General features: G+C 73.7%; 24 protein-coding genes. 11 read left to right on the top strand and 13 right to left on the bottom strand.

The features are described from left to right. Window positions 1-49: 49 nt before the first annotated feature. Window positions 50-1,003: an ROK family protein gene (locus tag J5Y05_RS09590; RefSeq protein WP_210870324.1), complete on the bottom strand. Its 954-nt coding sequence runs from the start codon at window positions 1,001-1,003 to the stop codon at window positions 50-52. A 210-nt stretch (window positions 1,004-1,213) separates the two neighbouring features. On the opposite strand from J5Y05_RS09590, the gene J5Y05_RS09585 reads away from it, so the two are divergent. Then, a complete protein-coding gene (locus J5Y05_RS09585; protein WP_210870322.1) occupies window positions 1,214-2,290 on the top strand; it encodes a LacI family DNA-binding transcriptional regulator in 1,077 nt (358 codons plus the stop codon). 136 nt (window positions 2,291-2,426) lie between these two features. On the opposite strand, the gene J5Y05_RS09580 is transcribed toward J5Y05_RS09585, so the two are convergent. The 3 genes from J5Y05_RS09580 to J5Y05_RS09570 form a co-directional block, all read right to left on the bottom strand. Then, window positions 2,427-3,389 carry an electron transfer flavoprotein subunit alpha/FixB family protein gene (locus J5Y05_RS09580; RefSeq protein ID WP_210870320.1) on the bottom strand — a complete coding sequence of 321 codons (963 nt, stop codon included), beginning with the start codon at window positions 3,387-3,389 and terminating at the stop codon, window positions 2,427-2,429. A gap of 65 nt (window positions 3,390-3,454) precedes the next feature. Next, entirely contained in the window at window positions 3,455-4,243 is a 789-nt protein-coding gene (locus J5Y05_RS09575) for an electron transfer flavoprotein subunit beta/FixA family protein (RefSeq protein ID WP_210870318.1), read from the bottom strand. Between the two features lie 263 nt (window positions 4,244-4,506). After that, a complete protein-coding gene (locus J5Y05_RS09570) occupies window positions 4,507-4,833 on the bottom strand; it encodes a TlpA family protein disulfide reductase (RefSeq protein WP_210870316.1) in 327 nt (108 codons plus the stop codon). 289 nt (window positions 4,834-5,122) lie between these two features. On the opposite strand from J5Y05_RS09570, the gene J5Y05_RS09565 reads away from it, so the two are divergent. Next, window positions 5,123-5,842: a lysophospholipid acyltransferase family protein gene (locus tag J5Y05_RS09565; RefSeq protein WP_210870314.1), complete on the top strand. Its 720-nt coding sequence runs from the start codon at window positions 5,123-5,125 to the stop codon at window positions 5,840-5,842. Window positions 5,843-5,942: 100 nt separating this feature from the next. Here J5Y05_RS09565 and J5Y05_RS09560 read toward each other — a convergent pair whose 3' ends face one another. The 4 genes from J5Y05_RS09560 to J5Y05_RS09545 form a co-directional block, all read right to left on the bottom strand. Further along, window positions 5,943-6,515, bottom strand: a complete 573-nt coding sequence (locus J5Y05_RS09560; RefSeq protein ID WP_210870312.1) for a transglutaminase domain-containing protein — start codon at window positions 6,513-6,515, stop codon at window positions 5,943-5,945. A 96-nt stretch (window positions 6,516-6,611) separates the two neighbouring features. Beyond that, window positions 6,612-7,685: a threonine aldolase family protein gene (locus tag J5Y05_RS09555; RefSeq protein ID WP_210870310.1), complete on the bottom strand. Its 1,074-nt coding sequence runs from the start codon at window positions 7,683-7,685 to the stop codon at window positions 6,612-6,614. Next, window positions 7,682-8,428, bottom strand: a complete 747-nt coding sequence (locus J5Y05_RS09550; RefSeq protein ID WP_210871413.1) for an SDR family NAD(P)-dependent oxidoreductase — start codon at window positions 8,426-8,428, stop codon at window positions 7,682-7,684. The genes J5Y05_RS09555 and J5Y05_RS09550 overlap by 4 nt, the downstream gene beginning before the upstream one ends. Window positions 8,429-8,472: 44 nt before the next feature. Continuing rightward, the gene (locus tag J5Y05_RS09545) at window positions 8,473-9,873 is read right to left on the bottom strand and encodes a DUF6421 family protein (RefSeq protein ID WP_210870308.1); all 1,401 of its coding nucleotides are present in this window, start codon (window positions 9,871-9,873) and stop codon (window positions 8,473-8,475) included. Between the two features lie 281 nt (window positions 9,874-10,154). On the opposite strand from J5Y05_RS09545, the gene J5Y05_RS09540 reads away from it, so the two are divergent. Beyond that, window positions 10,155-10,838 carry a glycerophosphodiester phosphodiesterase gene (locus tag J5Y05_RS09540; RefSeq protein WP_210870306.1) on the top strand — a complete coding sequence of 228 codons (684 nt, stop codon included), beginning with the start codon at window positions 10,155-10,157 and terminating at the stop codon, window positions 10,836-10,838. A gap of 91 nt (window positions 10,839-10,929) precedes the next feature. Here the strand turns inward: J5Y05_RS09540 and J5Y05_RS09535 are convergent, their stop codons facing one another. Next, window positions 10,930-11,469 carry a GNAT family N-acetyltransferase gene (locus J5Y05_RS09535; RefSeq protein WP_210870304.1) on the bottom strand — a complete coding sequence of 180 codons (540 nt, stop codon included), beginning with the start codon at window positions 11,467-11,469 and terminating at the stop codon, window positions 10,930-10,932. 107 nt (window positions 11,470-11,576) lie between these two features. On the opposite strand from J5Y05_RS09535, the gene J5Y05_RS09530 reads away from it, so the two are divergent. Further along, entirely contained in the window at window positions 11,577-11,972 is a 396-nt protein-coding gene (locus tag J5Y05_RS09530) for a VOC family protein (RefSeq protein ID WP_210870302.1), read from the top strand. A 159-nt stretch (window positions 11,973-12,131) separates the two neighbouring features. Then, entirely contained in the window at window positions 12,132-12,896 is a 765-nt protein-coding gene (locus tag J5Y05_RS09525; RefSeq protein ID WP_210870300.1) for a VOC family protein, read from the top strand. A 43-nt stretch (window positions 12,897-12,939) separates the two neighbouring features. On the opposite strand, the gene J5Y05_RS09520 is transcribed toward J5Y05_RS09525, so the two are convergent. Further along, complete coding sequence (locus J5Y05_RS09520; RefSeq protein ID WP_210870298.1) at window positions 12,940-13,497, bottom strand: MarR family winged helix-turn-helix transcriptional regulator; 558 nt, start codon at window positions 13,495-13,497, stop codon at window positions 12,940-12,942. Window positions 13,498-13,775: 278 nt separating this feature from the next. Between J5Y05_RS09520 and J5Y05_RS09515 the strand changes: the two genes are divergently transcribed. From J5Y05_RS09515 to J5Y05_RS09500, 4 genes are all read left to right on the top strand, one after another. Continuing rightward, complete coding sequence (locus tag J5Y05_RS09515; RefSeq protein WP_210870296.1) at window positions 13,776-14,330, top strand: DUF5134 domain-containing protein; 555 nt, start codon at window positions 13,776-13,778, stop codon at window positions 14,328-14,330. Window positions 14,331-14,438: 108 nt separating this feature from the next. Next, on the top strand, window positions 14,439-15,374 hold the full coding sequence (locus J5Y05_RS09510) for a M56 family metallopeptidase (RefSeq protein ID WP_210870294.1): 936 nt from the start codon (window positions 14,439-14,441) through the stop codon (window positions 15,372-15,374). Window positions 15,375-15,459: 85 nt separating this feature from the next. Beyond that, entirely contained in the window at window positions 15,460-16,176 is a 717-nt protein-coding gene (locus tag J5Y05_RS09505; RefSeq protein ID WP_210870292.1) for a phosphatase PAP2 family protein, read from the top strand. 238 nt (window positions 16,177-16,414) lie between these two features. Continuing rightward, window positions 16,415-17,101, top strand: coding sequence for a TetR/AcrR family transcriptional regulator (locus tag J5Y05_RS09500; RefSeq protein WP_210870290.1), 687 nt, complete (start codon window positions 16,415-16,417; stop codon window positions 17,099-17,101). A gap of 114 nt (window positions 17,102-17,215) precedes the next feature. Here J5Y05_RS09500 and J5Y05_RS09495 read toward each other — a convergent pair whose 3' ends face one another. Beyond that, a complete protein-coding gene (locus tag J5Y05_RS09495; protein ID WP_210870288.1) occupies window positions 17,216-17,695 on the bottom strand; it encodes a DUF6214 family protein in 480 nt (159 codons plus the stop codon). Between the two features lie 317 nt (window positions 17,696-18,012). Here J5Y05_RS09495 and J5Y05_RS09490 point away from each other — a divergent pair, with 317 nt between their 5' ends. Next, window positions 18,013-18,828, top strand: a complete 816-nt coding sequence (locus J5Y05_RS09490; protein WP_372450479.1) for a pectate lyase — start codon at window positions 18,013-18,015, stop codon at window positions 18,826-18,828. A gap of 42 nt (window positions 18,829-18,870) precedes the next feature. Here J5Y05_RS09490 and J5Y05_RS09485 read toward each other — a convergent pair whose 3' ends face one another. After that, window positions 18,871-19,632, bottom strand: a complete 762-nt coding sequence (locus J5Y05_RS09485; RefSeq protein WP_210871409.1) for a PaaX family transcriptional regulator C-terminal domain-containing protein — start codon at window positions 19,630-19,632, stop codon at window positions 18,871-18,873. 83 nt (window positions 19,633-19,715) lie between these two features. Here J5Y05_RS09485 and J5Y05_RS09480 point away from each other — a divergent pair, with 83 nt between their 5' ends. After that, window positions 19,716-21,398, top strand: coding sequence for an acyl-CoA dehydrogenase family protein (locus J5Y05_RS09480; protein WP_210870286.1), 1,683 nt, complete (start codon window positions 19,716-19,718; stop codon window positions 21,396-21,398). Between the two features lie 263 nt (window positions 21,399-21,661). On the opposite strand, the gene J5Y05_RS09475 is transcribed toward J5Y05_RS09480, so the two are convergent. Continuing rightward, window positions 21,662-22,339, bottom strand: coding sequence for a uracil-DNA glycosylase (locus tag J5Y05_RS09475; protein ID WP_210870283.1), 678 nt, complete (start codon window positions 22,337-22,339; stop codon window positions 21,662-21,664). Window positions 22,340-22,457 lie beyond the last annotated feature (118 nt).

Below are 22,457 nucleotides of genomic sequence, written 5' to 3'. Positions count from 1 at the left end.
ACACGCCCAACCACCCACGCCGGGGCCCCGCCGTGGGGTCCCGGCCGCCTCAGACGCCCGCGTCGGTCACGCCGGCCGTCCGGCTGAGCGCGGCCGACGCGGCGCCGACCAGCCCCGCGTCGGTGCCCATCAGGGCGGGCACGACGGCCAGGCGCTGCACGAAGGAGAGGGTGGCGTACCGGGTCAGGGCCTCGCGCAGCGGGGCGAACAGCACCTCGCCGGCCCGGCTCACGCCCCCGCCGACCACGGCGATGTCGACCTCGACCAGGGTCGCGGTGGCGGCGATGCCGGCGGCCAGCGCCTGCGCGGCCCGCGCGAAGGAGGCGAGGGCGGCGGGGTCGCCCCGGCGGGCGGCGTCGGCCACGGCGGCGGCGGAGACGTCCCCGTCCGGACCCGGGAGCCAGCCGTCGTCGAGGGCCCGCCGGGCGATGTTGGGCCCGCTCGCCATGCGCTCGACGCACCCGCGCGCCCCGCAGGGGCAGGGGTCGCCGTCCAGGTCCACGCTGATGTGCCCGATGTGGCCGGCGTTGCCCGTGGGGCCGGGGTGGAGCCGGCCGTTGAGGACCAGTCCGCCACCGACGCCCGTGGAGACCACCATGCACAGGGCGTTGTCGTGCCCCCGGGCGGCGCCCTGCCAGTGTTCGGCGGCCGTGATGGCCACACCGTCGCCGATCAGCTCCACGGGCAGTCCCCCGGTGGCGGCCCGGACCCGCCGGACCAGGGGGTAGTCGCGCCAGCCGGGCACGTTGACCGGGCTGACCGTGCCCGCGGAGGCGTCCACGGGGCCCGCGCTGCCGATGCCCACGGCCGAGGCGGTGTCCCACAGCGGGGACGCGCTCAGCTCCGCGAGCACCGACTCGACCGCCCGCATCACGGTCTCGCCGTCCTCCTGGGCGGGCGTGGCGCGCTGGGCGCGCGTCCGTATCCGGCCGTGGCCGTCCACCAGCGCCCCGGCGATCTTGGTCCCGCCGATGTCCAGCGCTGCCACGAGATCGGTGTGCATCAGAGTCGGATCTCCCCGTCGACCGAATAGGAATATGAGGAACACGAGCGCGAACAGCGACCGGTCCGGTGGTGGGGGACGGACCGAAGGTGCGGGGGACAGTGTCTCCCGCATCTGACAACGTTGTCCAGGCTCTATGCTCGACGCCACATCCTCATACAAACGCATGACCGCCGCATCCTGGTGGACGACAGGAGCCGATGCAGACCCGTGGACGACAGGACAGCACACCGCACCTCACCCGCCACGCACCGTGGCGCGGACCGCCTTCCCGGCACCCGATACGGCAGCCGCCCGACCATGAAGGACGTCGCCGCCCGTGCCGGGGTGGGCCTCAAGACCGTCTCCCGGGTGGTCAACGAGGAACCCGGCGTCACCCCGGAGACCGAACGGCGGGTCCAGGAGGCCATCGAAGCGCTCGGCTTCCGCCGCAACGACAGCGCGCGCGTCCTGCGCAAGGGCCGCACCGCCAGCATCGGACTGGTCCTGGAGGACCTGGCCGACCCCTTCTACGGACCGCTCAGCCGCGCCGTGGAGGAGGTGGCCCGCGCCCACGGCGCCCTGCTGATCAACGGGTCCAGCGCGGAGGACCCCGAGCGGGAACAGGAGTTGGTGCTCGCGCTCTGCGCCCGGCGGGTGGACGGGCTGGTGGTGATCCCGGCCGGGGACGACCACCGGTACCTGGAGCCCGAGGTGAAGGCCGGGGTGGCCACGGTGTTCGTGGACCGCCCGGCGGGGCACATCGACGCGGACGTGGTGGTGTCCGACAACTTCGGCGGCGCCCGCGACGGCGTGGCCCACCTCATCGCGCACGGCCACCGCAGGATCGGCTTCATCGGCGACATGCCCCGCATCCACACCGCCGCCGAGCGGCTGCGCGGCTACCGGGCGGCGATGGAGGACGCGGAGATAACCGTCGAGGACTCCTGGATGTCGCTGGGCGTCACCGACCCCGAACGGGTGCGCCGGGCCGCCGAGGAGATGCTCACCGGGCCGGAGCCCGTGACGGCGGTCTTCGCGGGCAACAACCGGGTGACGGTCACCGTGATCCGGGTCCTGGCCGGGCACACCCGCCCGGTCGCGCTGGTCGGTTTCGACGACATCGAACTGGCCGACCTGCTCCAGCCGGGCGTCACCGTGGTCGCGCAGGACGCGGCGGCCCTCGGCCGTACCGCGGCCGAGCGGCTGTTCCGCCAGCTCGACGGCACGCTGCTCACGCCCGAGCGGATCGTGCTGCCGACCCGGCTGATCACCCGCGGCTCCGGCGAACTGCCGCCGGCCGGCTGACCGGTGCCGGTGGGGCCCCCGCGGCCCCCGCTGCCGCCGGCCTCCCTCCGGGTCGACGCCCCGCCCGCGGCGACGCCGAGGCCCCCGTGACCAGGGAAGCGGTCGCGGGGGCCTCGGGGCGGAGCCGGAGAGGCGCTCAGCCCTTGCGGGTCCTGATCTCCTCGGTGAGCTGCGGGACGACGTCGAAGAGGTCGCCGACGACGCCGTAGTCGACGAGTTCGAAGATCGGGGCCTCGGCGTCCTTGTTGACGGCCACGATCGTCTTGGAGGTCTGCATCCCCGCGCGGTGCTGGATGGCGCCGGAGATGCCGGCGGCGATGTAGAGCTGGGGCGAGACGGACTTGCCGGTCTGGCCGACCTGCTGGGTGTGCGGGTACCAGCCCGCGTCCACCGCCGCCCGCGAGGCACCCACCGCCGCGCCGAGGGAGTCGGCCAGCGCCTCGATCACCGCGAAGTTCTCCGCGCCGTTGACACCACGGCCGCCGGAGACCACGATCGCGGCCTCGGTCAGCTCCGGACGCCCCGTCGACTCACGCGGCGTCCGCGACGTCACCTTCGTCCCCGTGGCCTGCGCGGAGAAGGACACCTCCAGCGCCTCCACCGCACCCGCACCCTCGGCCTGCTCCACGGCGACACTGTTCGGCTTGACGGTGATGACCGGGGTACCCCTGGAGACACGGGACTTGGTCGTGAACGCGGCCGCGAACACCGACTGCGTCGCCACCGGACCCTCCTCACCCGCCTCCAGGTCGATGGCGTCGGTGATGATCCCGGAACCGATGCGCAGCGCGAGGCGGGCGGCGATCTCCTTGCCCTCCGCGGACGACGGCACCAGCACGGCGGCCGGGGACACCCGGGCGTGGGCGGCCTGGAGGGCGTCGACCTTCGGGACCACGAGGTAGTCGGCGTACTCGGGGGCGTCGTGGGTCAGGACCTTCACCGCGCCGTGCCCGGCCAGGGCGGCGGCGGTGTCGGCGGCACCGCTGCCCAGCGCGACCGCGACCGGGTCACCGATCCGGCGGGCCAGCGTCAGCAGCTCCAGGGTGGGCTTGCGGACGGCACCGTCCACGTGGTCGACGTAGACGAGGACTTCAGCCATGGGACTTCTTCTCTCCTGCTAGCGGAATGTGAGGAACGGTCGACGGACCGGACAAGGGGGGTGACTCAGACGAACTTCTGGCCCGCGAGGAACTCGGCGAGCTGCCTGCCGCCCTCGCCCTCGTCCTTGACGACCGTGCCCGCCGTCCGCGCCGGACGCTCCTGCGCCGACTCGACAGCCGTGTAGGCGCCCGCCAGGCCGACCTCGTCCCCGTCCAGGTCCAGATCGGACAGGTCCCAGGACTGAACCGGCTTCTTCTTCGCCGCCATGATCCCCTTGAACGACGGGTACCGGGCCTCACCCGACTGGTCGGTCACCGACACCACCGCCGGCAGGGAAGCCTCCAGCCGCTCCGAGGCCGCGTCCCCGTCCCGGCGGCCCCTGACCGTGCCGTCCTCGACCGACACCTCGGACAGCAGCGTCACCTGCGGCACGCCCAGACGCTCGGCCACCAGCGCAGGTACGACGCCCATCACACCGTCGGTGGAGGCCATACCGGAGATCACCAGGTCGTAACCCGCCTTCTCCACCGCCTTCGCCAGCACCAGCGACGTCCCCATCGCGTCCGTACCGTGCAGATCGTCGTCCTCGACGTGGATCGCCTTGTCCGCACCCATCGACAACGCCTTGCGCAACGCGTCCTTCGCGTCCTCCGGACCCACCGTCAACACGGTGATCTCCACGTCGTCGTCGGAGTTCTCCGAGATCTGGAGAGCCTGCTCGACCGCGTACTCGTCCAGCTCGGAGAGCAGACCGTCCACATCGTCACGGTCGACGGTCAGGTCATCGGCGAAGCCCCGGTCGCCAGTGGCGTCGGGCACGTACTTCACGGTGACAACGATCCTCAAGCTCACGCCGGCTCTCCTACTGCATCGTCATTTCAGTGCTGCCTGCTTGCAGGCAGCATAGGCGCCCCAAGCGGCCGTTCCCGGTCGGGGCGGCCCGCGCCCCCACCGAAATATTACTCGTCAGTACACTCAGTTCATTCCCGCTGAGCAAGCGCTTTGAACTGTGACCTTCGCAACGCAGCGTAACCGGAACCCGACGGCTCCGCAGAAGGCGGGAGCCGGGGTCCGGCGACGCGGCCGGCCGGGGTTCCCCGCCATGCGCGGTGACATCAGAGGGCCTCGCCCAGGGCGGCGATGACGTCCGCCTTGCGGGGCAGCCCGGCCGCGCGCCGGACGACCCGGCCGTCGGCGTCCAGGACCAGCACGGTCGGCGTCCGGAGCACGTCCCAGGCGCGCACCAGCTCCAGGCGGGATTCGGCGTCGATCTCGACGTGGGCGACGCCGGGGACCAGGGCGGCGACGTCCGCGAGGACCCGCCGCGTGGCCCGGCACGGGGCGCAGAAGGCGCTGGAGAACTGCACGAGCGTGGCGCGGGTACCGAGGCCCGCGCCGAGTTCGGCCGGGCCGAGCCGTCTGCCGTCGTCCCGTCCCGACACCCCTGCACCTCACTCTTCCGACGCGGCGGCGCTTCGGGGGCGCGTGCCGCGTGTTCTCCCGTCCGCCAGGTGCAGCGCGGGGGCGCCGTCGAAGATTCCCGGCTCACCGTCGACTTCCGGCCATCCGAGGCCCGGTGGACGTGATGAGTATCTCGCCGTGAGCGGGCACCGGGGCTGGTTCCGCGGCCGTTCTTGGGGCACGATCGGCGACAAGCCGTAAACCTACGGCTGCGTAACTTTCGGCTGGGAGACCCCTTCCCAGGCTGACACGGAAGGGTCCGACCCGCCCATGGCAGAACTCGTCTACCGCCCGGTCATCGGTCTCGCCCGCACCATGTTCAAGGTGTGGGACCTCAAGATCGACTGCCGGGGGTCGGAGAACATCCCGCGCTCGGGCGGCGCCGTGCTGGTGAGCAACCACATCAGCTACCTGGACTTCATCTTCAACGGCCTGGCGGCGCTGCCGCAGAAGCGGCTGGTCCGCTTCATGGCGAAGGAGTCGGTCTTCCGGCACCGGGTCTCCGGTCCGCTGATGCGCGGGATGAAGCACATCCCGGTCGACCGCAAGAACGGCGAGGCGGCGTACGCGCACGCGCTGGACTCGCTGCGCTCCGGCGAGATCATCGGGGTCTTCCCGGAGGCGACGATCTCCGAGTCGTTCACGCTGAAGAGCTTCAAGTCGGGCGCCGCGCGCCTGGCCCAGGAGGCGGGCGTGCCGCTGGTGCCCATGGCGGTGTGGGGTACGCAGCGGCTGTGGACCAAGGGGCACCCGCGCAACTTCAAGCGCAGCCACATCCCCGTCACCATCCGCGTGGGCGAGGCGCTGGAGGCTTCCCGCGAGCAGTACGCGGGCGCCCTCACCCGGCGGCTGCGCGAGCGGGTCCAGGAACTGCTGGAGGCCGCTCAGCGCGCCTACCCGGTGCGTCCGAGGAACGCGGACGACACCTGGTGGATGCCGGCCCACCTCGGCGGCACCGCGCCGACCCCCGAGCAACTGCGCCTGGCGTAAGGCCCTTCCTCCGGATCTCGCCGCGGGTCGCGGGGTCCGGCACGCACCTCGTCGACGCACGGGCCCCGGCAGCAGCTCCGCCGGGGCCCGCGTCGGCGTGTCACAGGGCGGTCGGCAGGGTCGCCCACAGGTGCGCGCGGTCGTCGGCCGCCTTCAGGGCGGCCAGGACCGCCGGGTGCGGCGCGGCGTACAGCTCGGGGTAGTCGGCCTCGCCGGCCTCCCGGTCGGGCGTGAAGGCGAGGCGCTCGTGTCCGAGGGAGAAGCGGGCGTCCACGCCCGGTTTGTTGCCGCGCGGGTCCTGCCGGTGCCACGCCCCGTCGAACCGTACGGCGACCAGCCCGTGCACCACGTCGAGCCGCTGGTAGCACAGGGCCGCCGGGATGTCCTCGGCGCGCAGCAGGGCGGCCAGGGCGTGGGCCTTGGCGTAGCAGATGCCGGTACGCCGCTCCAGCACGTCGGAGGCCCGCCAGGTGACGCGCGGGTCCCCCGAGTCCTGGGAGTGGGGGATGGTGTCGCGGACCGACTCGAAGGCCCGCCGCGCATAGTCATACGAGTCCTCCGCCTCCTTGGCGAGGCGTTCCGCGACCTCCCGCACCCGGGGGTGGTCGTGGTCGATCGCCTCGTCGGCGGCGAGGTACGCGGACAGGTCGGGGTCCTTCTGGATCAGCTCCATGCCCGCGGAGCATAGGTACGCGACCACCCGGCAGTCAATTACTTTCCAGGCCATCGCATACTTATGCAGCGCTATGCGTCTCAGCGGCGGTCGCCGCTACTGGCGGGCCATCTCCTCCTTGAGGGCCGCGACGAAGGCGTCGACGTCGTCCTCGGTGGTGTCGAAGGCGCACATCCAGCGCACGTCGCCGGCGGTCTCGTCCCAGAAGTAGAAGCGGAACCGCTCCTGGAGGCGCCGGCTCACCTCGTGCGGGAGCCGGGCGAAGACCGCGTTGGCCTGCACCGGGTGGAGGATCTCCACGCCGTGCACGGCGCGCACGCCCTCGGCGAGCCGCTGGGCCATCTCGTTGGCATGGCGGGCGTTGCGCAGCCACAGGTCCTTGGCGAGCAGGGCCTCCAGTTGGACGGAGACGAAGCGCATCTTGGAGGCGAGCTGCATGGAGAGCTTGCGCAGGTGCCGCATGTGGCGCACGGCGTCCGGGTCGAGCACCACGACCGCCTCGCCGAACAGCGCGCCGTTCTTGGTGCCGCCCAGGGAGAGCAGGTCGACGCCGACCGCGTTGGTGAAGGTCCGCATGGGGACGTCCAGCGCGGCGGCGGCGTTGGCGATCCGCGAGCCGTCCAGGTGCACGCGCATCCCGCGCGCGTGGGCGTGCTCGCAGATGGCGCGGATCTCGCCGGGCGTGTAGAGGGTGCCCAGCTCGGTGCTCTGGGTGATCGAGACGACCTGCGGCATGGCACGGTGCTCGTCGTCCCAGCCGTACGCCTGTCGGTCGATCAGCTCGGGGGTGAGCTTGCCGTCGGGCGTGGGCACGGTGAGCAGCTTGAGGCCGCCCATGCGCTCGGGGGCGCCGCCCTCGTCGACGTGGATGTGCGCGCTCTCGGCGCAGATCACCGCGCCCCAGCGGTCGGTGACCGCCTGGAGCGCGACGACGTTGGCGCCGGTGCCGTTGAAGACCGGGTACGCCTGCGCACTCGCCCCGAAGTGGCCGCGTATGACGCGCTGGAGGTTCTCGGTGTACGCGTCCTCGCCGTAGGCGACCTGGTGCCCGCCGTTGGCCAGGGCCACGGCGGCGAGCACCTCCGGGTGGGCGCCGGCGTAGTTGTCGCTGGCGAAACCGCGGACCTCGGGGTCGTGATGGCGTCGCGCGTCGGTCTTCGGGGGGTTCACCGCTCCTCGGTCAGCCACAGACGTCTTCCGTTCACTTCCGCGGCGGGCTTCTCCCAGACCCCGGCGACGGCCTCGGCCAGGTCCCGGACGTCCGTGAAGCCCGCGAACTTCGCGTTGGGGCGCTCGGCGCGCATCGCGTCGTGCACCAACGCCTTCACCACCAGGATCGCAGCCGCCGACGTCGGCCCCTGGTCGCCCCCCGCCTTGCGGAAGTAGTCGCCCATGGCCAGCGTCCACGCCTCTGCGGCGGCCTTGGCGGCGGAGTAGGCCGCGTTCCCGGCGGTGGGCTTGCTGGCGCCGGCGGCGCTGATCAGCACGTAGCGCCCGCGGTCGCTGCGCTGGAGGGCCTCGTGGAAGGCGAGGGAGGTGTGCTGCACGGTGCGGATCAGCAGCAGTTCCAGCAGGTCCCAGTCGTCCAGGTTGGTCTTGGTGAAGGTCTGGCTGCCGCGCCAGCCGCCGACCAGGTGGACCAGGCCGTCGACCCGGCCGAAGTCCTCCTCGATACGTGCGGCCCACGCGCGGCTGGAGTCGAGGTCGAGCAGGTCGACGGTCTCGCCGACGACCGTCGCCCCGCCGTGCGCGTAGCGGGCCGCGTCCACGGCCTCCGCCAGCCGCTCCGGGTCGTTGTCCGCGCCGACCACGACCGCCCCCGCCTCGGCGAGGCGCAGCAAGGCGGCCCGCCCCGCGGGTCCCCCCGCTCCGGCCACCGCGATCACCGCGCCGTCGAGCGCCCCGTTACCCATGGTCCTCGCCTCCCGTGCCTGTTCCCGTACGTCGGTGCCGCCGCTCACGCGGCGGTCCGCTCGGCGCCGTCCGCCGCCGTGATGCCCCGGGTCGATGCGATCACGCGCTTGAGCTTCTTGGACAGTGCCTCGTAGAACATGCTGAGCGGAAACTCGTCGGGAAGCACGTCGTCGACGAGTTTGCGCGGGGGCAGCGTCAGGTCCAGGGCCTCGGGGCCCTTGGCCCACGTCGAGCCGGGGTGCGGGGCGAGGTAGGTGGAGACGAGGTCGTACCCGGCGAACCAGTGGACCAGCTTGGGGCGGTCGATGCCGTCGCGGTAGAGCGTCTCGATCTCGGCGCAGAGCCGGTTGGTGACCTGCGGGGCGCGCTCCCAGTCGATGGAGAGCTTGTTGTCGGTCCAGCGGACCACGTCGTGGCGGTGCAGGTAGGCGAAGAGGAGCTGTCCGCCGAGGCCGTCGTAGTTGCGGACCCGCTCGCCGGTGACCGGGAAGCGGAACATGCGGTCGAAGAGGACCGCGTACTGCACGTCACGGGCTTGCGGGACGCCCTCTTCGGCGAGGCTCACGGCCTCCTTGAAGGCGGTGAGGTCGCAGCGCAGCTCCTCCAGCCCGTACATCCAGAACGGCTGCCGCTGCTTGATCATGAAGGGGTCGAAGGGCAGGTCGCCGTGGCTGTGGGTGCGGTCGTGGATCATGTCCCAGAGGACGAACGCCTCCTCGCAGCGCTTCTGGTCGTGGACCATGGCGGCGACGTCCTCGGGCAGGTCGAGGCCGAGCAGGCCGACGGCGGCCTCGGTGACGCGGCGGAAGCGGGCGGCCTCGCGGTCGCAGAAGATACCGCCCCAGGAGAAGCGCTCGGGCGCCTCGCGCACGGCGATGGTCTCCGGGAAGAGGACGGCGGAGTTGGTGTCGTACCCCGAGGTGAAGTCCTCGAAGGTGATGCCGCAGAAGAGCGGGTTGTCGTAGCGGGTGCGCTCCAGTTCGGCCAGCCAGTCGGGCCAGACCATGCGCAGCACGACCGCCTCCAGGTTGCGGTCCGGGTTGCCGTTCTGCGTGTACATCGGGAAGACGACGAGGTGCTGGAGGCCGTCCTCGCGGCGGGCCGCGGGCTGGAAGGCGAGCAGCGAGTCGAGGAAGTCGGGCACCCGGAAGCCGTCCTCGGCCCAGCGGCCCAGGTCGGCGACGAGCGCCTCGTGGTAGGCGCCGTCGTGCGGGAGGAGCGGGGAGAGGGCGCGCACGGAGTCGGCGACGCGGCGCACGGCCGCCTCGGCGGCGGCACGCCCGGGGGCGCCCTCGGCCTCGAAGTCGATCGATCCGTCCGGGGACTGCCAGGGGCGGATCTGCTCGACGGCGTCCTTGAGCACGGGCCACGCCGGGTGGTCCACCACCCGACTCGCGGGAGGATTCTTCTCCTCCGCACCCGGCTGCACAAGAATTTCCGTCATGTCCCACCCTCCACAGGAGAAGCTAGTGTCAGCACACCGTAGACATACGACCTTTCCCTCATCAAGGGGACCCTCCGGAAATTATCCTGCCGCACCCCGGCCATGACCGCATTTTTTCCCGTTTCCTCGCGGGAAGGCGGCGCTTACGGCGCGGAGCCCGTACCGTTCGGCGAACGATCCGGCCGTCTCCGTATACCCCGTACGGCCGGGGGGAACGGGTTGGGCGGGGCCGCCCGTCCGCGGTCCCGTCTTCGCCGCCGTCGACGGAAGCGAGTCGAGCCTTGAACTTCCTCACCATCGGTCACCGCGGAGTGATGGGCGTCGAGCCCGAGAACACCCTGCGTTCCTTCGTCGCCGCCGAACGGGCCGGCCTGGACGTCATCGAACTCGACCTGCACCTGAGCAAGGACGGGGCGCTCGTCGTGATGCACGACGCCCACGTCGACCGGACCACCGACGGCACCGGCGCGATCGCCGCGAAGACCCTCGCGGAGCTGCGGGCGCTGGACGCGGGGCGCGGGGAGCGGGTCCCGGTCTTCGAAGAGGTGCTGGACACCGTGTCGGCCCCGCTCCAGGCCGAGATCAAGGACGTGGCGGCGGCGCGCACGCTGGCCGAGGTGATGCTCCGCCGCGACCTGGCCGACCGGGTGGAGGTGATCTCCTTCCACGACGACGCGCTGGTCGAGATCTCCCGGCTGGTGCCGGGGGTGCGCACGGCCCTGGTCGCCCAGTTCTACGGGACCGAGGTCGTGGACCGGGCCGTCGAGGCGGGTGCCGGGGCGCTGTGCCTGGACATCAGCCGGATCACCCTGGAGATCGTGGAACTGGCCCGCAAGGCCGGGCTGCGGGTGTGCGGCTGGGTGGTGAACACCCAGGACCACCTGCGGCTGGTGCGCGCCCTCGGGCTGGACGGCGCGACGACCGACTACCCGGAGATCAAACGCACCGGCCGCTTCACCGCCTGACGCGTCACGGCCCGGCACCTCACCGCCCGGCGCGTCACCGCCCGGCGCGTCACCGCCCGGCGCTCACCGCCCGGCGCTCACCGCCCGGCGCTCACCCCAGCGGCTTCACCAGCAGCTCGAACCGCAGGTCGTCGCGTTGCGGGATGCCGAAGCGCTCGTCGCCGTACGGGAACGGGGTCATCCGTCCCGTACGGCGGTAGCCGCGGCGCTCGTACCAGGCGATCAGGTCCTCGCGGACGGAGATCACGGTCATGTGCATCTCCGTCACGCCCCAGTCGGCGCGGGCCTGCCGTTCCGCCTCGGCGAGGAGCGTCTTGCCCAGCCCCTCGCCCTGGAGCCGCGGGCTGACCGCGAACATCCCGAAGTAGGCGTGCTCGCCCCGGTGTTCCAACTGGCAGCAGGCGACCACCCGGCCGTCCCGCTCCACCGTCAGCAGCCGGCTGCCCGACGAGGTGATGACCTCCAGCACGCCCTCGGGGTCCGTCCGCCGCCCTTCGAGGAGGTCCGCCTCGGTGGTCCACCCGGCCCGGCTCGGCTCCCCCCGGTACGCGGAGTGTATGAGGGCCACCAGATCGTCCACGTCGGCATCGGTGGCGTCGCGGAAGCTGGGGCGGGAGGGGGCGGTGTCCATGGGCGCCTCTTCGCTGGCTGTACGGGCCTGGGTCACCGACGAGAGTAACGCCGCCGGACCCGCGTCCCGCGGCAAGATCCGGAAGAAGGGCCCTACGCTCGGGCCGCATGGTGCACGTACTCGGCAGCAGGATGCTGCTTCGCCCCACCGACCCCGACCGCGCCCGGACCTTCTACGGGGAGCAACTCGGCCTCGCCGTCCACCGCGAGTTCGGCACGGGTCCGGATCGGGGCACCGTCTACTTCCTCGGCGGCGGCTTCCTGGAGGTCTCCGGCCGCGCGGAGGCCCCCTCCGCCTCCCCCGCGCTGCGGCTCTGGCTCCAGGTCGAGGACGCCGAGGCGGCCCACCGGGAGCTGCGCGGCAAGGGCGTGGAGATCGTCCGGCCGCCGGTCAGGGAGGCGTGGGGGCTGGTGGAGATGTGGATCGCCGACCCGGACGGCACGCCGATCGTGCTGGTGGAGGTCCCGGCGGACCACCCGCTGCGCTACCGGCCCGGCATCTGAGCCCGTCCCCGCCCGCGTACGCGCCCCGCCCGCGCCGGACGCCCCGGGCGCCGGGCGGGTGCGGGACGGCACGGGCGCGGCCGGCGCCGGATGGCCGGGTTCCGCCGCCCGCCTTAGCGTGCAGGGGAGGGACGCGCTGCGGAAGGGGACGCCCACACCATGAAGCTCCACCCACCGGTGCCCGGCGGACCCTGCTGGGCCGAGCTGGGCACCAGCGACCCCGAGGCGGCCAGGCGGTTCTACGCGCGGGTGTTCGGCTGGCGTCATGTGACGGACCCCCACCGGCAGACGGGCGGTTACTCCGTCGCCCGTCTCGGTGACACCGCGGTCGCCGGGGTGACGCCCCGGTACCGGCCGGGGCAGCCGGTGGCGTGGGAGGTGGCGTTCACGGTGCGCGACGCGGACTCCGCCGCGCGCCAGGTGACGGCGGCCGGCGGAAGTGTGGAACTGGGTCCCGTGGACGTCTTCGACGCGGGCCGCTTCGCGGCGGCCGAGGACCCCTCCGGCGCCGTCTTCCAGCTCTGGCAGCCGGGGACCTTCCCGGGCGCCGGGGACTTCGACGTGCCCGGGGCGCTCGGCTGGGTGGAGCTGCTGACCCGGGAACCGGCGCATGCCGCGGACTTCTACGCCACCGTGTTCGGCTGGAGCGTCGACCTCGGCCTGTCCTCCCCTCGGTGGTCTATCGGCGGCGCGGAGTTCGGGGGCGTGGTGGCGATGGACGAGAAGTTCCCGCACGAGGTGCCCGCGCACTGGCTCCCCTACTTCGCGGTGGCCGACGTGGACCTGGCCGCCGCCGCCGCGGTCGCCGGGGGCGGCACGGTGCTCATGGACCCGACCTCGCTGCCCGGCGGTCCGCGCATCGCCGTGCTGCGGGACGCGCAGGGGGCGATGTTCGGCGTCCACCGGGCGGGCGAGGAGCGGTGAGGCGGCGCCGCCCGCCCCGGTGGCCGGTGCCGGGAGGGGGCGGTCAGGCGCGCAGGGCGTCGATGCGGCCTTCGAGCTGGCCGAGGAGTTCGCCGAGGAGCGCGGCGAGTTCGCCCAGTTCCGGGCCCTGGACGCCGGAGAGCACGGCGGACTCGTAGGCGAGCTGGTCGGGCAGGATGCCGTCGACGAGGTCGCGTCCGGCGTCGGTGAGGCGGACGTGGGCCACCCGGCGGTCGCGGGTGTCGCCCCGGCGTTCCACGAGTCCGCGCTCGGTGAGCTGCTTGAGCCGCTTGGTCACGGCGGCGCCCGAGGAGAAGGTCTCGCGGGCCAGTTCGCCCGGGGTCAGCTCGTGCCCGGTGCGGCGCAACGCCCCGAGCAGGTCGAACTCGGCGCGGCTCAGGCCCGCCCGGCGCAGCGGGGCGTCCTCGGCCTGCTGGAGCAGGGCGGCGCAGCGGTTGATCCGGCCGATGATCTCCATGGGTCCGGTGTCGAGGTGGGGGTGGACGGCCCGCCACTGCCGGACCACGGCGGCGACGGTGTCGTCGCCCGGCCCGCTCCTCGCCCTGCTCCCGGTCGCCGAGCCCCCGTCCGTTGCGGTCATCGCCGTTCGTCCTCCGTTCTCGTGCCGGTCTCGCGGTGCGCGCGCCCCTCGGGGCGTCGCGCCGTTGCGGCGAGCGTACGGCGTCCGGGCCGATGCGGCGGACACGGGCCCGGCCCCGGGGCGCGGTTTCCCCCTGGTGCGCGAGCGGGCCGGCCGGGCGGCTCCCGGTGCTCAGTGCGCCCTCTGATGCTCCCTGTGTACATCGTTGCGCTCGCGTGCGCGCCGCGTGCCCCGGGCAGTTCTTGACCGTCCGTCGAACGGGAACGGGGGAGGTTCGGGTGCACGGACCGGCGTCGTCCGGCTGGCTGCTGGTCGCCGTGTGCGCGGCGACCGGCGCGTACTGCCTGCTGCGGATGCGCAGCGGGGTCGAGGAACAGCGGCGGGCCGCGGGGGGTGACGCGCTCATGGGCTTCGGCATGGCCGCCATGGCGGTGCCGCCCGCCGTGTTCACCCCGCCCGCGTGGGCCTGGACGGGGTACGCGGTGCTGTTCGGCTGCGCGGGGCTGAGTTCCCTGTGGGCGGCCCGTGCCGGCGGGCACCACCTGCACCATCTCGTCGGGGCCGCCGCCATGGTCCACATGTCGGTGGCGATGGCCCTCTCCCCCGGCCACGCCCACGGGCACGGCGGCTCGGGCCCGCCGCTGCTGACCGGGCTCCTGCTGCTGTACTTCGCCGGGTACGTGCTCGTGGCGGGCGCCCGTCTCCTGCCCGTGCCGGCGACCGCGGTGGCCTCGGGCGCCGACACGGCCGGCTGGGGCGACCGGCCGGAACTGGCCCGGGTCTGCCGGCTCTCGATGGGCATCTCGATGGTCGCCATGCTGATGATCATGTGACGGCCGGCGCCGGCGGTGCGCCGTGCGCGCACGGCGCAAACGTTGCCTGCGTCACTTTGCCGTGACGGGCCGTACCCGCGACGGCGTGCCGCTCGTAGGCTGGCTGTCATGATCCTCCCCGTGGGACTGCTGCTGATCGGCGCTGTGACGGCCGTCCTCGCCCCCCGGCTGCTCGCTCGGGCCGACTGGCCCGACCGCGAACCGGTGGTCGCCCTCTGGGTGTGGCAGTGCGTGGTGGCGTCGGTGCTGCTGTGCTGCGTGCTGGCGATGACGCTGAGCGCGGCGGCGGCCTGGCACGTGGTGGGCGGCCCGCTCTTCGCCACCGCGCCGAGCCCGGTGGTGGAGGCGTACGCGCTGGGCACGGCCGGTTCGTGGGCGGCGACCACCGCGGTCGCGCTGGCCTGCGGCGGGCTGTGGACGGCCGCGATGCTGACCCGTGAGGTGCTGCGCGCCCGCGCGCGGCGGCGGCTGCGCCGGGCGGGGCTGCGCGAGCGGGCGCCGCTGCTGCCGGGCGAGGCCGTGCGGACGGAACGGCTGGTCGTCCTGGAGGGCGAGCGGCCGGATGCCTGGTGGCTGCCCGGCACTCCCCCGCAACTGGTCGTCACCACCGCCGCGTTGCGCCGGCTGAAGGGGCGGCAGCTCGACGCGGTCCTCGCCCACGAGAAGGGGCACGCGCGGGCCCGCCACGACTGGCTGCTGCACTGCTCGGCGGCGCTCGCGGACGGGTTCCCGCAGGTGCCGGTCTTCGCGGCGTTCCGGGACGAGATGCACCGGCTGGTCGAACTCGCCGCCGACGACACGGCCTCCCGCCGCTTCGGCCGGCTCACCACCGCTCTGGCCCTGGTCGAACTCAACGAGGACCGGGGCGTCTTCGGCCCCTGCCCGAGCGCCGACGCGCACGTCCCGCAGCGGGTGCACCGCCTGCTCACGCCCCCGGACCGGCTCTCGGCGGCGGCCCGGCTGCGGCTGACCGCGGCGGCGGCGCTCGTCCCGGTCGTCCCCGTGCTGGTCGCCTTCGTCCCGGGGCTGCGGGCCCTCGGCTAGCCGCCCCGGCGCCCACCGGCAGCCGCCCCGGCGCCCACCGGCGAGGACAGTGGCCCTCGCTCTCCGGGTCGGCGAGCATCGCGGCATGCACTCGCCGTCCGTCGTCTCCCCGCCCCGCCACTCCGGTCCGCACGGTGCCGTCCGCGTGGCCGGGGCGCTCGCCCTCGCCTCCGTCCTGCTGACCGTCGCGGTCGCCCTCTCGTGGGCTCCGCTCACCGGCCTCGACGGGGACGTCGCCCGCGTCACGCACCGCTGGGCGCTGCGGGAGGGTGGCGTCACCGGCGCGACGCGGTTCCTGTCCGACTGGGTCTGGGACCCGTGGACGATGCGCCTGCTGTGCGCCGGGGTCGTGGTGTGGCTGTGGGGGTGGTTCCGGGACCGGTGGACCGCCGTGTGGCTCGCGGTGACGTGCGCGGTGGGCAGCGTGCTCCAGCAGGTGCTGAAGGCGGCGGTGGACCGTCCCCGGCCGTTCTGGGCCCGGCCGGTCGACTCCGCGAGTTACGCCGCCTTCCCCTCCGGCCACGCCATGACGGCCACCGTCGTGTGCGGGGCGCTGGTGTGGCTCCTGTACCGCCTCGGGGCCCCGCGCGGAGCGCGCCGGACGGCGTCGGCCGCCGCCGTCGTGTGCGTGGTGGGCGTCGGCGCGACCCGGGTGTGGCTGGGCGTCCACTGGCCCAGCGACGTCGTGGGCGGCTGGCTGCTCGGCGGGCTGCTGGTGGCGCTCGCGGCCCTCGCCCACGAGCGGTGGCATCCGGAGGGCGTGGAAGCGGCGGGCGGAACGGGGCGGGCGGAGCGCCGCTAGCGGGGTCCCCGTATCGGAGGGCGCTGTCGTGAGCCGGCGCCCGGCGGGAAGCCTTCTGGCCGCGTCTTCTGCGCGTCGAGGGAGATCCCGGCCGGGTCTTCCGGAGGGGCGGCCGGCCTTCCTCGGACGATCCCCCGTGTCGCCCGAGGAAGACGGCAGCCGAAACAGCCCCGTCACGGGGCCTGTCCCTCAGCGCTGAGTATAGTTGGCTGCCAGCCAGTCAACGCAGGAGTACAGCATGTCCCCGCGCAGCGCCTCGGTCAATGAAGAGTTGCGGAGGCGTTCGAAGGAGCGGCTTCTGCAAGCCGCCGTCGAGCTGGTCGCCGAGCGCGGCTACGACGCCACCACGCTGGGCGACATCGCCGACCGGGCGGGCTCGGCCCGCGGCCTGGTCTCGTACTACTTTCCGGGCAAACGCCACCTCGTGCAGTCCGCGGTGCACCGGCTGATGCACCGCACGCTGGAGGAGGCCCTGGAGCGCGAGCCGCACGCCGAGGACGGTCCGGAACGGATGGCACGGGCCATCGACGCGATCCTGGGCCTCGCCCGGGACCGGCCGGTGCTCATGCGCCACCACATGGCCGGACTCCTCCAGGCCGAGGGCTTCGTGCCCTGCCCGGAGCAGCGGCGGCTGGCCGAGCTGCTGCGGGACACGGTGGTGCGGCACGGTTCGCGGGACGTGGACCACGACTACCCGATGCTGCGCGCGCTGCTGATGGGCGCCGTCTTCGCGGCCCTGGTGCCGGGCGTGCCGATGCCCGTGCCGGTGCTGCGCGCCGAGCTGTTCAAGCGGTACGGGATCGACTGGGGCCTGGGCGTCCCGCCGGAGGCCAAGGCGCCCGGCGGGACGTGCGAGACGGATCTGTCGCGGTTCTTCGCCACGGGCCTCCCGCGCCAGGACGACCGGCCCGACCGCCACCCGTGATCCGACCGTCACGCGTGATCCCGCCGGCATGCCTGCTCCGGCCCGCGTGCCTGCTCCGGCCCGCGTGCCTGCTCCGGCCGGGTGACGCGGGGAGCGCGGAGTGGACGCGGCCGGTCACAGTGCCGGTGGCGCCCCGGTCTCCCGGCGGGCGTGGCGCGGCGCGAGGAACCCCTCGTCGCGGGCCTCGCCGATCAGCCGGAGCGATCTGCGGCGGCTCTGTCCGGTCGCCCGCATCACCGCCAGTACGGGGTCGTCGCCCTCCTGACGGGCCGCGCGGTACTCCCGCGCGACGAGGCGGCGCCCTTCCGTACCGCGCGGCCAGGCGACCCGCGCCCGCCGCGCGGTGTCCGGCCCCGCGTTCGCGGCGCCGGAGACGCACGCCTCGTAGAGGGGGCCTTCCAGCCACTCCCCGAGCGCCGCGAGGTCGTCGAGGGAGAGTGCCGGTTCGGCCCGTACCTCGTCGACCCGGACACCGCCGTCCGACAGGACGGCGAGCGCGTCGATCCACGCGCCGTCGGCGAAGGCCAGCCGGAGGTCGAACCACGCACACGCGGCGCCGCCCTCCCGCACCACCCAGGTCTGCCGCACGGACATCTCGGCGTCACCCGGACAACGATCGGAAAGCCGCAGAGAACGATCACCGAAAGAGGGTTCCAACATATACAGAACGTAAGCAAATGATCACTTTCCATACGAACAGAACACGCATGGTCGGCCTCGCCAGTACCCCGACAGCCGAGCGGGGCGGCCGGACCTCGGCGCGCGCCACCCCCAAGGTGACCGGAACCGGGCTGCGCGGAGCGTTGACTAGAAAGCGCTTGCACCCTACGTTTCGACGCGTCGTCACACATCCATGAACGGCAGCTACATACCTGACCGCTCACACACCCCCACCCGAAGGGACCGGAACCATGCCCCCCACGCCACTCCCCCGCCCTCACCCCCGTCCCGGCGTCCGCGCGGTGACCGGCGCACTGGCCGCGCTCGGCCTCTCGCTTGGCATGCTCATGACGTCCGGAGCCCCGGCCGCGCACGCCGCCACCTGGCCCACCGCCAACGGCAGCCAGGGCGTCTCCGCAACCATCTCCGTCTCCGGCACCAAGGACTACGGGATGACCCGCCTCTACGGCACCGGCGCCCTCGGCTCCGGCAGCCAGGACGAGGACCAGGGCCCGATCCTCCAACTCGCCCCCGGTGCCGTGCTGAAGAACGTCATCATCGGGGCGCCGGCCGCCGACGGCATCCACTGCCAGGGCAGTTGCACGCTCCAGAACGTCTGGTGGGAGGACGTCGGCGAGGACGCGGCCACCTTCCGGGGCTCCTCGTCGTCGAACGTCTACACCGTCTCCGGCGGCGGCGCGAAGGAGGCCAGTGACAAGGTGTTCCAGTTCAACGGGGCCGGGACGCTGAACATCTCCGGTTTCACCGTGCGGAACTTCGGCACCTTCGTCCGCTCCTGCGGCAACTGCTCGACCCAGTACAAGCGGACCATCAACCTCGACACCATCGAGGTGAACTGGAAGGGCAGCCGCATCGCGGGCATCAACACCAACTACGGCGACAGCGTCACCCTGCGCAAGATCACGGTCGTCGGGGACAGCGGCAAGAAGATCGTCCCGTGCCAGAAGTACATCGGCAACAACACCGGCAAGGAGCCCGGCACGAACGGCTCCGGCCCCGACGGGACGTACTGCAAGTACGCGGCGTCCGACATCACCTACAAGTGACGGCGGCGGCCGTGCGCGCCGTTGTCGCGCACGGCCCTCCCCTCACCCCGGGGGGTCACCCTCCGCCCGGACCCGCCCGGCCTGTTCCCGCTGGTAGCGCGTGTAGGCGTCGCGCAGGGCCGGTCCGGGCCAGTCGTCCGGCAGGAGCGGCGGGGGCAGGACGGGGTCCGCGAGCAGGTGGCGTACGACGGCCGCGAAGGCGGTGAGGCGGCCGGCCGGGTCCCGGACCGCGTCGACGTGGGCGAGCAGCGCGCGGGCCGTGTCCGCCCAGGCGTCCAACGGCCAGAGTGCCGCCGCCAGTTCGGCATCGGGCCGGTCGCCGGGCCGGCAGGTGTAGCGCTCCGCGACCCGGCCGAGGTCCCCGGGCAGCGGGCGGCGGAGGTTGGCGGGGCGCAGCCAGACGCCCTCGCGGAGTTCGGCGAGGCGCAGGGCGGCCAGCCGGGCACGCAGTTCGGCGCGTTCGGCGGGGCCGCGTCCGGTCGCGGTGATCACGACCATCTCCCACTCGCCGTCCCAGGGGCGCGTGTGCGGCCGTACGGCCTCGTCCTGGCGCCGCTGGCGCTCCAGCAGCCGTTCGCTGAGGCGGTACCCGGGCTCCCCGGTGCGCCGCAGGTCGCCCGCCGACGCCATGCGGCTGAGCGCCGCCCGCGCGGTGGAGGAGCCGACGCCGAAGCGTTCCGCCAGGTGCACCAGATCCCGGGCCGGCAGTTCCGGGGGATGGGTGCCGAGCAGCAGGCTCAGCAGGACGGACCGCGCGGACAGGGGGCGCAGCGCCGGTTCGCCCGGGGGCGCGGGGTCGTTCATCCGCAGGGACACGCCCGTACTCTACGGGGGCCGACCGTGTTGCACGATTGCTACAGCCGCAGACACAGTGCAACACTCGGGGTATGACGACACTCGCGCACGAGCCGTACGAGGAGTCCGCGGGCCGCCCCGAGGGGTGGGCCACGCACGAGGTCACCAACCAGCCGCCGCCCCTGGCCCCCTACGACGCCGCCGAGGACACCGCCCTGCTGGAGGGGGTGCGGCGGGAGGGCGCGGGCTGGGCCGAGGAGGACCTGCGCCGCCTGGGCCGGCGGGCCGGCAGCGCCGAGGCCCAGGAGTGGGGCGATCTGGCCAACCGCCACGCGCCGGAGCTGCGCACCCACGACCGGTACGGGAACCGGGTCGACGAGGTCGACCACCACCCGAGCTGGCACCGCCTGATGCGCGTGGCGGTCGGCGAGGGGCTGGCCGGCGCCCCCTGGGCCGACGACCGGCCCGGCGCCCACGTCGCCCGGACCGCGGGCGGGCTGGTGTGGGGGCACACCGAGGCGGGGCACGGCTGCCCGACGTCGATGACGTACGCGGCGGTGCCGGTGCTGCGCCGCCGGCCGGATCTGGCCAAGCTCTACGAACCGCTGCTGACCAGCCGGGAGTACGACCCCGGCCTGCGCGCCCCGGCCGAGAAGCGGGGCCTGCTGGCCGGCATGGGGATGACCGAGAAGCAGGGCGGCTCGGACGTGCGGACCAACACCACGAGCGCCGCCCCCACCGCCGAGCCCGGCCTGTACACGCTGCGCGGGCACAAGTGGTTCACCTCCGCCCCGATGTCCGACCTCTTCCTGGTGCTGGCCCAGGCCCCGGGCGGGCTCTCCTGCTTCCTGGTGCCGCGCGTGCTGCCCGACGGCACCCGCAACACCTTCCGCATCCAGCGCCTCAAGGACAAGCTCGGCAACCGGTCCAACGCGTCCTCGGAACCAGAGTTCGACGGGACGGTGGCCTGGCTGGTCGGGCCCGAGGGACAGGGCGTCAAGACCATCATCGAGATGGTCAACTGCACCCGCCTGGACTGTGTGATGTCCTCGGCGACGCTGATGCGCAAGACGCTCGTCGAGGCCGGACACCACGTGCGGCACCGCAGCGCCTTCGGCGCCCGGCTGATCGACCAGCCGCTGATGCGCAACGTCCTGGCCGATCTGGCCCTGGAGTCCGAGGCGGCGACCGCGCTCACGCTGCGGCTGGCCGGGGCGGCCGACCGGGCGGCGCGGGGGGACGCCGAGGAGGCGGCCTTCCGGCGGATCGCCACCGCCGTCGGCAAGTACTGGGTGACCAAGCGGGGACCGGCGTTCACCGCGGAGGCCCTGGAGTGCCTCGGCGGCAACGGGTACGTGGAGGACTCCGGCATGCCCCGCCACTACCGGGAGGCCCCGCTGCTCTCCATCTGGGAGGGCTCGGGCAACGTCAACGCGCTCGACGTGCTGCGGGCGCTGGGCCGCTCCCCCGCCACCGCGCACGCCCTCTTCTCCGAGCTGGCCCTCGCCCGCGGGGCCGACGCCCGGCTCGACGCCGCCGTGGCCGGGCTGGAGTCGCGGCTCGGCGAGGGGTCCGAGTACGGGGCGCGGCGTCTGGTGGAGCGGATGGCGCTCGCCCTCCAGGCGTCCCTGCTGGTCCGGCACGCCCCGCCGGCGGTCGCCGACGCGTTCTGCGCGTCCCGGCTGGGCGGCGACTGGGGGCACTCCTTCGGGACGCTGCCCGACGGCGCGGACGTCGACGGGGTCCTGGGGCGTGCGCTGCCGGACGGGGTCTGACCGGGGCGGGAGGGGGAGCGGGGCCTGACGGCGGGCGGGCCGGGGGCGGGTGCCGCCGGCCGCGTGGGGACGGGTGGCGCGCGTCTTACCCCGGTCGGCGCCCCGCGCACGCCGTACCCCGGTCGGCGCCCCGCTCCTCTCCCGCCTGCCGGACGTGCCGTGCGTCCCGGCCGCCGGTCCTCGTCCGGCGGCCCGGGTCCGTACGGGGTGCCCCGTGGCGGCGCCCGGTCCGCCGGCCACGGGCCGCGTCCGTACCGCGTGGGCTACGGCAGGCGCCAGTCCACCGGCTGGGCGCCCTGCCGTGCGAGCAGGTCGTTGGCCCGGCTGAAGGGGCGCGAGCCGAAGAAGCCCCGGTCCGCCGACATCGGCGAGGGGTGGGCGGACTCGATCGCGGGGTACTCCCCGAGCAGCGGGCGCAGATTGCGGGCGTCCCGGCCCCACAGGATCGACACCAGCGGCCGTCCCCGTGCGGCGAGCGCGCGGATGGCCTGCTCGGTGACCTCCTCCCACCCCTTGCCCCGGTGGGCGCCCGGCTTGCGCGGGGCCGTGGTCAGCGCCCTGTTGAGCAGCAGCACGCCCTGCCGGGTCCACGGGGTGAGGTCGCCGTTGGAGGGCCGCTCCAGCCCCAGGTCGGTGTTCATCTCCCGGTAGATGTTCTCCAGGCTGCCCGGCAGCGACCGCACCTCGGGGGCGACCGCGAAGCTCAGCCCGATCGCCATCCCCGGTGTCGGATACGGGTCTTGACCGACGATCAGGACCCTCACGTCGTCGAAGGGCTGCTGGAAGGCGCGCAACACGTTCGCGCCCGCGGGGAGATACGTCCGGCCGGCCGCCACCTCGGCGCGCAGGAAGTCCCCCATGCCCGCGATGCGTCCGGCCACGGGCTCCAGGGCCTTCGCCCATCCCGCCTCTACAAGTTCATGCAACGGTCGTCGTGCCACGCCGCGTCACTCTACTGGTCCACACCGACAACGCCCCACCGTGGACCGGACACCCACCCGGAGGGCGCTCCCGGCCGCTACCCTCCTCGTCGTCGGGTCATCACCGGCGTCACGCGGG

Origin of the sequence: Streptomyces tagetis, from assembly GCF_018069565.1 — a bacterium.
GTDB lineage: Bacteria > Actinomycetota > Actinomycetes > Streptomycetales > Streptomycetaceae > Streptomyces > Streptomyces tagetis.
This window is presented reverse-complemented; position numbering and strand designations above follow the sequence as displayed.

Coding starts and splice junctions, on each gene's coding strand:
- J5Y05_RS09505 (WP_210870292.1), top strand. CDS start 15,460: ATGCACTCGCCGTCCGTCGTCTCCCCGCCCCGCCACTCCGGTCCGCAC.
- J5Y05_RS09490 (WP_372450479.1), top strand. CDS start 18,013: ATGCCCCCCACGCCACTCCCCCGCCCTCACCCCCGTCCCGGCGTCCGC.
- J5Y05_RS09565 (WP_210870314.1), top strand. CDS start 5,123: ATGGCAGAACTCGTCTACCGCCCGGTCATCGGTCTCGCCCGCACCATG.
- J5Y05_RS09560 (WP_210870312.1), bottom strand. CDS start 6,515: ATGGAGCTGATCCAGAAGGACCCCGACCTGTCCGCGTACCTCGCCGCC.
- J5Y05_RS09480 (WP_210870286.1), top strand. CDS start 19,716: ATGACGACACTCGCGCACGAGCCGTACGAGGAGTCCGCGGGCCGCCCC.
- J5Y05_RS09520 (WP_210870298.1), bottom strand. CDS start 13,497: ATGACCGCAACGGACGGGGGCTCGGCGACCGGGAGCAGGGCGAGGAGC.
- J5Y05_RS09580 (WP_210870320.1), bottom strand. CDS start 3,389: ATGGCTGAAGTCCTCGTCTACGTCGACCACGTGGACGGTGCCGTCCGC.
- J5Y05_RS09590 (WP_210870324.1), bottom strand. CDS start 1,003: ATGCACACCGATCTCGTGGCAGCGCTGGACATCGGCGGGACCAAGATC.
- J5Y05_RS09550 (WP_210871413.1), bottom strand. CDS start 8,428: ATGGGTAACGGGGCGCTCGACGGCGCGGTGATCGCGGTGGCCGGAGCG.
- J5Y05_RS09535 (WP_210870304.1), bottom strand. CDS start 11,469: ATGGACACCGCCCCCTCCCGCCCCAGCTTCCGCGACGCCACCGATGCC.
- J5Y05_RS09530 (WP_210870302.1), top strand. CDS start 11,577: ATGGTGCACGTACTCGGCAGCAGGATGCTGCTTCGCCCCACCGACCCC.
- J5Y05_RS09500 (WP_210870290.1), top strand. CDS start 16,415: ATGTCCCCGCGCAGCGCCTCGGTCAATGAAGAGTTGCGGAGGCGTTCG.
- J5Y05_RS09545 (WP_210870308.1), bottom strand. CDS start 9,873: ATGACGGAAATTCTTGTGCAGCCGGGTGCGGAGGAGAAGAATCCTCCC.
- J5Y05_RS09525 (WP_210870300.1), top strand. CDS start 12,132: ATGAAGCTCCACCCACCGGTGCCCGGCGGACCCTGCTGGGCCGAGCTG.
- J5Y05_RS09495 (WP_210870288.1), bottom strand. CDS start 17,695: ATGTCCGTGCGGCAGACCTGGGTGGTGCGGGAGGGCGGCGCCGCGTGT.
- J5Y05_RS09485 (WP_210871409.1), bottom strand. CDS start 19,632: ATGAACGACCCCGCGCCCCCGGGCGAACCGGCGCTGCGCCCCCTGTCC.
- J5Y05_RS09510 (WP_210870294.1), top strand. CDS start 14,439: ATGATCCTCCCCGTGGGACTGCTGCTGATCGGCGCTGTGACGGCCGTC.